Annotated in this window: 10 protein-coding genes; all 10 read left to right on the top strand. The window is 73.0% G+C overall.

All coding sequences use genetic code 11. From position 1 onward, the window contains the following. Position 1: 1 nt before the first annotated feature. The 10 genes from pheT (at position 2) to tyrS (ending at position 11,717) form a co-directional block, all read left to right on the top strand. Positions 2 to 2,560, top strand: coding sequence for a phenylalanine--tRNA ligase subunit beta (pheT, locus tag ACSQ2D_RS12690; RefSeq protein ID WP_435986299.1), 2,559 nt, complete (start codon positions 2 to 4; stop codon positions 2,558 to 2,560). Positions 2,561 to 2,602: 42 nt separating this feature from the next. Further along, positions 2,603 to 3,649: an N-acetyl-gamma-glutamyl-phosphate reductase gene (gene argC / locus ACSQ2D_RS12685; protein ID WP_435987853.1), complete on the top strand. Its 1,047-nt coding sequence runs from the start codon at positions 2,603 to 2,605 to the stop codon at positions 3,647 to 3,649. Next, positions 3,646 to 4,821, top strand: coding sequence for a bifunctional glutamate N-acetyltransferase/amino-acid acetyltransferase ArgJ (gene argJ / locus ACSQ2D_RS12680; protein ID WP_435986298.1), 1,176 nt, complete (start codon positions 3,646 to 3,648; stop codon positions 4,819 to 4,821). The genes argC and argJ overlap by 4 nt, the downstream gene beginning before the upstream one ends. Further along, a complete protein-coding gene (argB, locus tag ACSQ2D_RS12675) occupies positions 4,818 to 5,816 on the top strand; it encodes an acetylglutamate kinase (RefSeq protein ID WP_435986297.1) in 999 nt (332 codons plus the stop codon). Before argJ ends, argB begins: the two co-directional genes overlap by 4 nt. Then, on the top strand, positions 5,813 to 7,006 hold the full coding sequence (locus ACSQ2D_RS12670) for an acetylornithine transaminase (protein WP_435986296.1): 1,194 nt from the start codon (positions 5,813 to 5,815) through the stop codon (positions 7,004 to 7,006). Before argB ends, ACSQ2D_RS12670 begins: the two co-directional genes overlap by 4 nt. Beyond that, complete coding sequence (gene argR, locus ACSQ2D_RS12665) at positions 7,003 to 7,488, top strand: arginine repressor (RefSeq protein ID WP_435986295.1); 486 nt, start codon at positions 7,003 to 7,005, stop codon at positions 7,486 to 7,488. Before ACSQ2D_RS12670 ends, argR begins: the two co-directional genes overlap by 4 nt. 63 nt (positions 7,489 to 7,551) lie before the next feature. Further along, positions 7,552 to 9,042 carry an argininosuccinate lyase gene (gene argH, locus ACSQ2D_RS12660; protein WP_435986294.1) on the top strand — a complete coding sequence of 497 codons (1,491 nt, stop codon included), beginning with the start codon at positions 7,552 to 7,554 and terminating at the stop codon, positions 9,040 to 9,042. Between the two features lie 22 nt (positions 9,043 to 9,064). After that, the gene (locus ACSQ2D_RS12655) at positions 9,065 to 9,703 is read left to right on the top strand and encodes a DNA-3-methyladenine glycosylase (protein ID WP_435986293.1); all 639 of its coding nucleotides are present in this window, start codon (positions 9,065 to 9,067) and stop codon (positions 9,701 to 9,703) included. Continuing rightward, entirely contained in the window at positions 9,700 to 10,347 is a 648-nt protein-coding gene (locus ACSQ2D_RS12650; protein WP_435986292.1) for a DNA-3-methyladenine glycosylase, read from the top strand. Before ACSQ2D_RS12655 ends, ACSQ2D_RS12650 begins: the two co-directional genes overlap by 4 nt. A gap of 110 nt (positions 10,348 to 10,457) precedes the next feature. Next, positions 10,458 to 11,717, top strand: a complete 1,260-nt coding sequence (gene tyrS / locus ACSQ2D_RS12645) for a tyrosine--tRNA ligase (protein ID WP_435986291.1) — start codon at positions 10,458 to 10,460, stop codon at positions 11,715 to 11,717. The last annotated feature ends 134 nt before the right edge of the window (positions 11,718 to 11,851 follow it).

Genomic DNA, 11,851 nt, shown 5'->3' with positions numbered 1-11,851 from the left:
CATGCGTATGCCACTGAGCTGGCTCGCCGAGTACACCGACCTCGCGCCCGGGACCCGGGGCGCCGACGTGGCCGCCAGCCTCGTCCGCGTGGGTCTCGAGGAGGAGGACCTCCACGGCGGCGACATCGTCGGTCCGCTCGTCGTCGGGCGCGTGCTGTCCTTCGAGCTCGAGCCGCAGAAGAACGGCAAGACGATCCGCTGGTGCACCGTCGACGTCGGCCACAACGGCCAGATGCTGACCGAGGGCAAGCACCAGGAGATCGTCTGCGGCGCCCACAACTTCGAGGTCGGCGACCTCGTCGTGTGCGTGCTGCCGGGCGCCGTGCTGCCCGGGGGCTTCGCGATCTCCGCGCGCAAGACGTACGGCCACGTCTCCCACGGGATGATCTGTGCCGAGGACGAGATCGGTCTCGGCGAGGACCACGAGGGCATCATCGTGCTCAGCCGCCTGCTCGGCGAGGAGAAGGCGGCGACCCTCCAGCCGGGCGACGACGCGATCGCGCTCCTCGGCCTGGGCGAGGAGATCGTCGAGACCAACGTGACGCCCGACCGCGGCTACTGCTTCTCGGTCCGCGGCCTGGCCCGTGAGTACTGGCACGCGCAGGGCAGCCCCGAGGGCGGCTACCGCGACCCGGCCGACGTCGCGACGCCGGCGGCCACGCCGGGCGGCTACCCGGTGGAGCTCAAGGACGACTCTCCCATCGACGGCAACGAGGGGTGCGACCGCTACGTCGCGCGGATCGTGCGCGGCATCGACCCGACGCGGCCTTCGCCGCCGTGGATGAGCAGGCGCCTCACGCAGATGGGCATGCGTCCCATCTCGCTCGCCGTCGACGTCACCAACTACGTCATGCTCGCGGTCGGCCAGCCCCTCCACGCCTTCGACGTCGACCGGCTCTCGGGCTCGATCGTCGTGCGGCGGGCCCGTTCGGGCGAGGTGCTGACGACCCTCGACGACGTCGAGCGCACCCTGCACGCCGACGACCTGCTCATCACCGACGGGGGCGAGCAGCCGCTCGCCATCGCCGGTGTCATGGGTGGTGCCTCCTCCGAGGTCTCCGACACGACGACCGACGTGCTCATCGAGGCGGCGCACTTCGACCCGACGACCGTCGCGCGCTCGTCGCGCCGGCACCGCCTCGTCACCGAGGCGTCCAAGCGCTTCGAGCGCGGCGTCGACCCGAAGGTGACCGCGGCGGCCGCCCAGCTCGCCGTCGACCTGCTCGTCGAGCACGGTGGCGGCACGGTCGACGACGCCGTGACCGACGTCGACCGCACGACTGACCGGACGGCATACCTGCTCGACGTCACGGAGCCGGCGCGCATCGTGGGCGTCGACTACCCCCGCGAGCGGGTCGTCGGCATCCTGCGCGACCTCGGCTGCGTCGTCGACGAGTCCGGCGAGGGTGCCGACGGCACGCACGTGCTCGTGACCCCGCCGTCGTGGCGACCCGACCTCGTCGACGCCCCCGACTACGCGGAGGAGGTCGCACGGATCGACGGCTACAACAACATCCCGTCGATCACCCCGACGCCGAGCGACGGCCGAGGCCTCACCCATGCGCAGAAGGCCCGTCGGGTCGTCGCCGACGCGCTCGCCGGCGCGGGTCTCACCGAGGTCCTCAGCTACCCGTTCGTGTCCGAGGAGCTCGCCGACCAGCTGATGCTGCCCGCCGACGACGACCGTCGCCACGCCGTCCGGCTGGCCAACCCGCTGTCGGAGGAGCGGCCCCTGCTGCGCACGTCGGTCCTCGCGAGCCTCGTCGACCCGCTGCGACGCAACCTCGCCCGCGGTCTCAAGGACGTCGCGATCTACGAGCTCGGTCTCGTCTTCCGTCCCGGTGGCCCGATCGGCACCGCACCGATCCCGGGCGTCTCCGAGCGACCCGACGCCGAGACGCTCGAGCAGCTGTATGCCGCCGTGCCCCCCCAGCCGCGTCGCGCGGGCATCCTCGCGACGGGTCAGGCGGAGCAGGCCGGCTGGTGGGGCCCGGGCCGCGCCGCCGACTGGAGCGACATGGTCGCCGCCGTGCAGACCGTCGCCGCCGCGCTCGCGGTGCCGATCCTCGTGGCCAACGACCCCGGCCACGCCCCGTGGCACCCCGGCCGGTGCGCGCGGATCACGCTCGAGGACGGCACGCTCGTGGGTCACGCGGGCGAGCTGCACCCCAAGGTCGTCGCCGCCCTCGAGCTGCCGGCACGCACGGTGGCCGCCGAGTTCGACGTCGACGTGCTCGTCGCCGCCAGCGCCGAGCCCGTCCAGGCGCGGCCGTTCTCGACGTTCCCGCCGGCGATGACCGACATCGCGCTGCTCGTCGCGGCCGACGTCCCCGCCGCAGACGTCGAGACCGCCCTGCGCTCCGGCGCGGGGGAGTGGCTCGAGTCGGTCGTGCTGTTCGACGTCTACGAGGGGGAGCGCATCGAGGCCGGGCACCGGTCGCTGGCCTACCGCCTCACCTTCCGGGCACCCGACCGCACGCTGACGACCGACGAGGTCAACGACTTCCGTGACGCGGCCGTCGCGGCGGCCGCCTCGGCCACGGGAGCCGTGCAGCGCTGAGACCTTGAATGCACGAATATGCATGACCGTGTATAGTCATGCATCGTGATCAGGGCAGCAGTGGCGGGGGCGAGCGGCTACGCCGGAGGAGAGATCCTCCGGCTGCTGCTCGCCCATCCGCAGTTCGAGGTCGGCGCCGTCACGGCGGCCAGCAGTGCGGGTGAACGACTCGGGGGCGTCCACCCGCACCTGGTCCCTCTCGCGGACCGCGTGCTCGAGGTGACCACCCTCGAGACGCTGTCCGGCCATGACGTCGTCTTCCTCGCGCTGCCGCACGGCCATTCGGGCGCGCTCGCCGCGCAGCTGCCCGACTCGGTCGTCGTCATCGACTGCGGGGCCGACTTCCGGCTCGAGTCCGAGTCGGCCTGGACCACCTTCTACGACACGGCGTATGCCGGCTCGTGGCCCTACGGCCTCCCCGAGCTCCCCGGGCCGGCGGGCTCGGTGCAACGCGAACGCCTCGCCGGCGCGCGCCGGATCGCCGTGCCTGGCTGCTACCCGACGGGCATCTCGCTCGCGCTGGCTCCCGGCTTCGCGGCCGGGCTCCTCGAGGCCGAGGACGTCGTCGTCGTGGCCGCCTCCGGGACGTCCGGTGCCGGCAAGTCCCTCAAGCCCCACCTGCTCGGCAGCGAGGTGATGGGCTCGATGTCGCCCTACGGCGTCGGCGGCGTGCACCGTCACACCCCCGAGATCGAGCAGAACCTCTCCCGGGCCGCCGGTGAGGCGGTCACGGTGTCCTTCACGCCGACGCTCGCCCCGATGCCGCGCGGCATCCTCGCGACGTGCACGGCTCGCCTGCGCCCCGGCACCGACCCAGCAGCCGTGCGCACCGCCTGGGAGACGGCCTACGCCGACGAGCCCTTCGTCCACGTGCTGCCCGAGGGCTCGTGGCCCGCCACGGCATCGGTCGTGGGCAGCAACCACGTGCAGCTCCAGGTCGCGGTCGACGAGCGCCTCGGTCGCGTCGTCGTCGTGTCGGCCATCGACAACCTCACCAAGGGCACGGCGGGCGCCGCCGTGCAGTGCGCCAACCTCGCCCTGGGCCTCGAGGAGACCCTCGGCCTCCCGATCGCAGGAGTCGCACCGTGAGTGGCCACCCGCCCGTCCACCCGCCCGTCCGGCTGCCCGCGGGCTTCCGTGCCGCGGGAGTCACCGCCGGCCTCAAGGCGAGCGGCACCCCCGACCTCGCGCTCGTCGTCAACGACGGTCCCGACCACCACGCGGCCGCGGTCTTCACGACCAACCGTGTCGAGGCGGCTCCGGTCACGTGGTCGCGCCAGGTGGTCGCCGACGGCCGGGTCGACGCCGTCGTCCTCAACTCCGGTGGCGCCAACGCCTGCACGGGCGCCCAGGGTTTCCTCGACACCCACCGCACCGCCGAGCACGTCGCCGGCACGCTCGGCCTCTCGGCCGGTGACGTCGTCGTCTGCTCGACCGGCCTCATCGGCGAGCTGCTCCCGATGGACAAGGTCACGGCCGGCGTCGATGCCGCGGCCGCAGCCCTGTCGCCGGACGGGCACGAGGCGGCCGCGGTCGCGATCAAGACGACCGACACGGTGCACAAGGTGTCGACCCACACGGGCGCGGGCTGGTCGGTGTCCGGCATGGCCAAGGGCGCCGGCATGCTCGCGCCGGCACTCGCGACGATGCTCGTCGTCGTGACGACGGATGCCGTCGTCGACCAGAGCGACCTCGACGCGGCGCTGAGGGCCGCGACCGCCGTCTCCTTCGACCGCATCGACTCCGACGCCTGCATGTCGACCAACGACACCGTCGTCGTCCTCGCCTCCGGGGCCTCGGGTGTCACCGTCGACCGGGCCGACCTCACCGAGGGCCTGACCGCCGTCTGCTCCGACCTCGCCCGCCAGCTCATCGCCGACGCCGAGGGCGCGGCGCACGACGTCGCCATCGAGGTCGTCGGCGCGGCGAGCATCGACGACGCGCTCGAGGTGGCGCGTTCGGTGGCCCGTAACAACCTCTTCAAGTGCGCGATCTTCGGCAACGACCCCAACTGGGGGCGCGTGCTCGCGGCCGTGGGCACGACGAAGGCGGCGTTCGACCCGGCCACGCTCGACGTGACGATGAACGGTGTCCAGGTGTGCCGCGCCGGCGGGGTCGGGGAGGACCGCAGCCTCGTGGATCTCGCCCCGCGCGAGGTCCACGTCCTCGTCGACCTCCATGCCGGCCCCGAGGCCGCCACGATCTGGACCAACGACCTGACCCACGACTACGTCCACGAGAACTCGGCCTACAGCACATGAGCAGCACGAGCACGCGTCCCGACCAGCCCGCCGACCTGCGGGGCCTCATCGACGCCGCGGCCCTCCGTGTCGCCGCCGGCAAGGCCGCGACCCTCGTCGAGGCACTGCCGTGGCTCGAGCGCTTCCGCGGCGCCCTCGTCGTCGTCAAGTACGGCGGCAACGCCATGGTCGACGACGACCTCAAGGCCGCCTTCGCCGAGGACATCGCCTTCCTCCGGTATGCCGGCCTGCGCCCCGTCGTCGTGCACGGCGGCGGTCCGCAGATCAAGGCCATGCTCGAGCGGGTCGGGCTCCAGAGCGAGTTCAAGGGCGGCCTGCGAGTCACGACGCCCGAGGTCATGGACGTCGTCCGGATGGTGCTCACCGGTCAGGTCGGGCGCGAGCTCGTCGGCCTGCTCAACCAGCACGGCCCGATCGCGGTCGGACTGTCGGGCGAGGACGCCGCGCTGCTCGGCGCGCGACGTCGCGGCACGGTCGTCGACGGCGAGGAGGTCGACCTCGGGCTCGTCGGAGACGTCGAGAGCGTCAACCCGTCCGCGATCATCGACATCCTCGACGCCGGCCGCGTGCCGGTGGTCTCGACGGTGGCGCCGGACCTCGACGTCGAGGGACAGGTGCTCAACGTCAACGCCGACACCGCCGCTGCGGCGATCGCCGTCGCTCTCGGTGCCGAGAAGCTCGTCGTCCTCACCGACGTCGAGGGCATCTACGCCGACTGGCCCGACCGCGGGTCGCTGCTCTCGACCATCACGGTCAGCGCGGCGCGGGAGCTGCTCTCGCGCGTCGACCACGGCATGGTGCCCAAGCTCGAGGCGTGCATCCGCGCCGTCGAGGGCGGCGTGCCCCAGACGCACGTCGTCGACGGCCGCAAGCCGCACTCGATCCTGCTCGAGATCTTCACCGACGAGGGGATCGGCACCATGGTCCTGCCCGACATCACCGGCTCCGAGCCGACGACACCGCGCGCACCCGCCACGACCGAGGAGGTCTCATGACCGCAGGGAGCGACCTGCTCGGCCGCTACGCCGGCTCGATGGTCCAGGTCTTCGGCACGCCCCAGCTCGTCCTCGCCTCCGGCCACGGCTGCTGGGTGACCGACGTCGACGGCAAGCGCTACCTCGACCTGCTCTCCGGCATCGCCGTCAACGCCCTGGGCCACGGGCACCCGGCGCTCGTGCAGGCCGTGACGAAGCAGGCCGAGTCGGCCATCCACGTGTCCAACTTCTTCACGTCCGAGCCGGCCATCGCGCTCGCCGAGCGCATCCTCGCCGTCGCGGCGGCGCCGGAGGGCTCCGGCGTCTTCTTCGCCAACTCCGGCACCGAGGCCACCGAGGCCGCGATCAAGCTCTCGCGGCGCACGGGTCGCACCCGCATCGTCGCGCTCGAGGGGTCCTTCCACGGCCGGTCCACGGGGGCGCTGGCCCTGACCCACAAGGCCGCCTACCGCGAGCCGTTCGAGCCACTGATCCCCGAGGTCGTCTTCGTCCCGCCGAACGACGGTGACGCCCTGCGTGCGGCCGTCGACGACACGACGGCAGCGGTCGTCGTCGAGCCGGTCCAGGGCGAGGCAGGCGTCCGCGAGCTGTCGACCGACTACCTCCGCCTCGCCCGCGAGGTGACCTCGGCCCACGGTGCCCTCCTCGTCGTCGACGAGATCCAGACCGGCATCGGCCGCACCGGCGACTGGTTCGCGCACCAGCGGTCGGGCGTCGTCCCGGACGCCATGACGTTGGCCAAGGGTCTCGGTGGTGGCGTGCCGATCGGCGCGCTCGTGACGTTCGGCCCCGAGGTCACCGCCCTGCTCAGCACCGGCCAGCACGGCACGACCTTCGGCGGCAACCCGCTCGCGTGCGCAGCGGGCCTCGCCGTCCTCGACACCATCGAGCGCGACCACCTGCTCGAGCACGTCCGCGACGTCGCCGCGCTGCTCGACGACGTCGAGGTCGAGGGCGTGAGCGGCACGCGCGGACGCGGCCTGCTGCGGGCGATCGAGCTGGACGGCATACCTGCTCCGGCCGTCATGGCGGCCGCCCGCGACGCGGGCTTCATCGTCAACGCGGTGACCCCGACCGCGCTGCGCCTGGCGCCGCCGCTCGTCATCTCGACGGACGAGCTCCAGGGCTTCCTCGACGCTCTGCCCTCGATCCTCGAGGCCGCTCGCGCGGCGGGGGAGGCGACGCCGTGAGCCGCACCCAGAGACAACGCCGCATCGTCGAGCTGCTCGGCGCTCACGAGGTGCACAGCCAGGGCGAGCTGTCCGACCTCCTCGCCGCCGAGGGCACCGAGGTGACCCAGGCGACCCTCTCGCGGGACCTCGTCGAGCTCGGCGCCGTCAAGGTGAGGCGGGGCCGCGCCCTGGCGTATGCCGTCCCGGGGGAGGGCGGCGAGGTCGCCGCCGTCGGGTCCATCGGCGACGCGGCCTCGGCGCGCCTGCGGCGCACCTGCGAGGAGCTGCTCGTGTCGGCCGCAGCCGCCGTCAACCTCGTCGTGCTGCGCACCCCTCCGGGCGCCGCCAACTACCTCGCGTCGGCCATCGACCAGACCCGCGACCCCGAGGTGGTCGGCACGATCGCCGGTGACGACACGATCCTGCTCGTGACCGGCAGCCCCGAGCAGGCGAGCGCCGTGGCCGAGCGGCTCCAGGCGCTCTCCGGCACGCGAGACTGAGACCTCCGGCACCTGCCGGCACCGACGCAGCACCACCAGACCCACGCACGAGGAGACCCCGCGATGACCGACCCCACCCACCCGAGCTCCACCGACGGCCCGGAGAGCGCGCCGGGCACGGAGGGCACGGAGGGCACACCGGCCGCGCGGGTGAGCCTGTGGGGCGGACGCTTCGCCGGCGGTCCCGACCAGGCGCTCGCGGCGCTGTCCAAGAGCACCCACTTCGACTGGCGTCTCGCGCCGCACGACATCGCCGGGTCCCGCGCCCACGCCCGTGTGCTCCACTCCGCCGGGCTGCTCTCCGACGAGCACCTCACCGCGATGCTCGAGGGCCTGGACCGGCTCGAGGCCGACGTGCTGTCGGGCGACTTCGCGCCGGCGGAGGACGACGAGGACGTCCACACGGCGCTCGAGCGCGGTCTCCTCGAGCGCGTCGGCACCGACGTCGGCGGACGGCTGCGCGCCGGGCGGTCCCGCAACGACCAGGTGGCGACCCTCTTCCGGATGTACCTGCGCGAGCACGCGCGCGTGGTCGGAGGCCTCGTCCTCGACGTCGTCGACGCCCTCGTGTCGCAGGCCGACCGCCACCTCGGTGTCGCCATGCCGGGGCGCACGCACCTGCAGCACGCCCAGCCCGTGCTCCTCTCGCACCACCTGCTCGCCCACGCGTGGGCGCTGCTGCGCGACGTCGACCGGCTGCGCGACTGGGACGTCCGTGCCAACGCCTCGCCCTACGGCTCCGGCGCCCTCGCCGGCTCCTCCCTGGGGCTCGACCCGGAGGCCGTCGCCCACGACCTCGGTTTCGCCCATGCGGTCGAGAACTCCATCGACGGCACCGCCTCGCGCGACTTCGTGGCCGAGTTCTCCTTCGTGTCGGCGATGACCGCGGTCGACATCTCCCGGATCGCCGAGGAGGTCGTCATCTGGGCGACCAAGGAGTTCTCCTTCGTCACGCTGCACGACTCCTACTCCACGGGGTCGAGCATCATGCCCCAGAAGAAGAACCCCGACGTCGCCGAGCTGGCCCGCGGCAAGGCAGGTCGTCTCGTCGGCGACCTGGCGGGCCTCATGACGACGCTCAAGGCCCTGCCGCTCGCCTACAACCGCGACCTGCAGGAGGACAAGGAGCCCGTCTTCGACGCCGTCGACACGCTCGAGGTGCTCCTGCCGGCCTTCTCCGGGATGGTCGACACGCTGACCTTCGACACCGAGCGCCTCGCGTCGCTCGCGCCGCAGGGTTTTGCCCTCGCCACCGACATCGCGGAGTGGCTCGTGCGCCAGGGGGTCCCGTTCCGGGTCGCTCACGAGGTCGCCGGTGCGTGCGTCCGCGAGTGCGAGCCGCGCGGCATCGAGCTGTGGGACCTCACCGACGAGGACTTCGCCCGGATCAGCGAGCACCTGACCCCCGAGGTGCGATCCGTCCTGTCGGTCGAGGGGTCGCTCGCGTCGCGCGACGCCCTCGGCGGCACTGCCCCGGTGCGCGTCACCGAGCAGCTGACGGCCGCGCGCGAGCGTCTCGCCGACGCCCGCACCTGGACGTCGGCGACCGTCTGACCCTGCCGTTAGCGTGTCGTCCGTGAGCCCCGACGACACCCGCCTGCCGCGCGCGTTCTTCGCCAGGCCGTCCGTCGAGGTCGCCCCCGACCTGCTGGGTCGGCACCTGGCGTTCGGTGGCGTCGTGCTGCGCCTGACCGAGCTCGAGGCGTATGCCGGTGCCCTCGATCCCGGGTCGCACGCCTACCGGGGCGAGACGCCGCGCACGCGACCGATGTTCGGGCCTCCCGGGTTCACCTACGTCTACTTCACCTACGGCCACCACTGGTGCGTCAACCTCGTCGTCGGCGAGGAGGGCGCCGCCTCGGCCGTCCTCGTGCGGGCCGGTGAGGTGGTGGCCGGTCACGACCTCGTCCGGGCCCGACGGGGGCCGGTGCGAGAGCGTGACTGGGCGCGCGGCCCGGGCCGGCTCGGGCAGGCGCTCGCGATGACCAAGGAGCACACCGGTCTCGACTTCTGCCGCCCGCCGGTGGGGGAGCCGATCGACCTCGTCGTGTCCGGGGGCGAGCCGGTCGCGGCGGCGCGCGTGGGCGTGGGACCCCGGGTCGGGGTCAGCGGGCCCGGGGGCGACGGGACGGCATACCCGTGGCGTTTCTGGGTCGACGGCGACCCGTTCGTCTCGACCTACCGTCCCGGCGTCGTGCGGCGCCGACGTCCGTGAGTCGGCTGTCGCGGTCGTTCTTCGCCCGCCCCGTGCTCGACGTGGCACCCGACCTGCTCGGCCGGCACGTCGAGCACGGCGGGGTCACCGTGCGCGTCACCGAGACCGAGGCGTATGCCGGTCTCGTCGACCCCGCGTCACGCGTGCTCAGCCGGCCGACCCCTCACAACGCCCCGGTCTTCGGGCCGCCCGGACACGCCTTCGTCTACGTCACCTACGGCCACCACTGGATGCTCTGCGTCGCGACGGGCGACGAGGGCGTGCCGGAGGTGGTCCTGCTCCGCGCGGGTGAGGTCGTGGCCGGCCACGAGGTCGCCGCCGCTCGCCGCGCGGGCGTGCGTGAGCGCGACTGGTGCCGTGGCCCGGGCCGGCTGACGAGCGCTCTGGCGGTGACGGGCTCGATCTCCGGGGTCGACGTCTGCCGCACGGGATCGCCACTCGTCCTCGGCCACGGCGACGCGCTCGGTGACGTGCACGGCGACGGTGACGGCGACGTGGTGCACAGGCGCTCGGTCCGGACCGGACCGCGCGTGGGCGTCAGCGGTCCCGGGGGAGACGGGACCGCCTTCCCGTGGCGCTTCTGGCTCGACGGTGACCCCACCGTCTCGGCCTACCGACCGGGCGCCCGTCGGCGACGTCCGTGACGCCCGCCATGCGGGACCCGGCGGTACTCGGTGGCCCGCGCGCGGCGGCATACGGCAGGCTGTGTGCCGGTGGGCAGGGAGCCCACCGGAACGAGAGGACACCGATACCCGTGACGGACATCTTCGACGAGCTGCAGTGGCGCGGCCTGGTGGCACAGACCACCGACGAGGCGGCGCTGCGCGAAGCACTCGCGGAGGGACCCCTCACGCTGTATTGCGGCTTCGACCCGAGCGCGCCCTCGCTGCACTTCGGCAACTTCGTCCAGCTGTCCGTCATGCGCCGGATGCAGGCGGCCGGCCACCACGTCATCTGCCTCGTCGGGGGATCGACGGGACTCATCGGTGACCCCAAGCCCGACGCCGAGCGCGTCCTGCAGGACAAGGACACCATCGCTGCTGCGGTGAGCCGGATCCAGCAGCTCGTCGGGCCGCTGCTCGACTTCGAGGGCGAGAACGCCGCGGTGCTCGTCAACAACCTCGACTGGACGGCGCCGATGAGCGCGCTCGACTTCCTGCGCGACGTCGGCCGGCACTTCCGCGTCAACCAGATGATCCGCAAGGAGGCGGTGGCGCGCCGGCTCGAGAGCGACCAGGGGATCTCCTACACGGAGTTCAGCTACCAGATGCTCCAGGCGCTCGACTACCTCGAGCTGCACCGGAGCCGCGGCTGCACCCTCCAGATCGGTGGCAGCGACCAGTGGGGCAACATCACGGCCGGCGTCGACCTCGTCCACCGGGTCGAGGGCACGTCCGTGCACGCGCTCGCGACGCCGCTGCTCGTCGACTCCACCGGGCGCAAGTTCGGCAAGTCCGAGGGCAACGCCGTCTGGCTCAGCGCCGACATGACGAGCCCGTACGTCTTCTACCAGTACTTCCTCAACGTCGAGGACGCCTCGGTCGTCAGCATGCTCAAGGCGCTCTCGGACCGCTCGCGCGAGGAGATCGAGGAGCTCGAGAGGCAGGTGGCCGAGGAGCCGTTCCGGCGGGCTGCCCAGAAGGCGCTCGCCGCCGACGTCACGACCCTCGTCCACGGAGCCGAGGCCACGGCGTCGGTCCAGGCGGCCTCCGAGGCGCTCTTCGGCAAGGGCGACCTGGCCGGTCTGGACGCATCGACGTTGCGGGACGCCACCGCCGAGCTGCCGGGGGCCGCGGTGTCGGTCGGGACATCGGTCGTCGACGCCCTCGTGGCCGTCGGTCTCGTCGACTCGCGCAACGCCGCGCGGCGGGCGATCGGCGACGGTGGAGCCTCGCTCAACAACGTCAAGGTCACCGACCCGGAGCAGGTGCTGGGGGAGGGCGACTTCCTGCAGGGGAGCGTGGCCGTCCTCAAGCGAGGTCGGCGCAACCTGGCGGCGGCGCGACGCGCCTGAGACCGGGCGTGGATCGGCACCCACCTGGGCTCGAACCACGCGTCTGCAAGCGCACACAGGGGCGGAGTCCGTTGGGCCACAAAGGGATCCGCCCCTTCTGTGCCTGCCCGCTCCGTTCGGGGAGGCGGATTTGT

This window comes from Terrabacter sp. LjRoot27 (genome assembly GCF_964254175.1).
GTDB lineage: Bacteria > Actinomycetota > Actinomycetes > Actinomycetales > Dermatophilaceae > Terrabacter.
The sequence above is the reverse complement of the archived record's forward strand: the minus strand, read 5'-3'. Positions and strand labels throughout refer to the sequence as shown.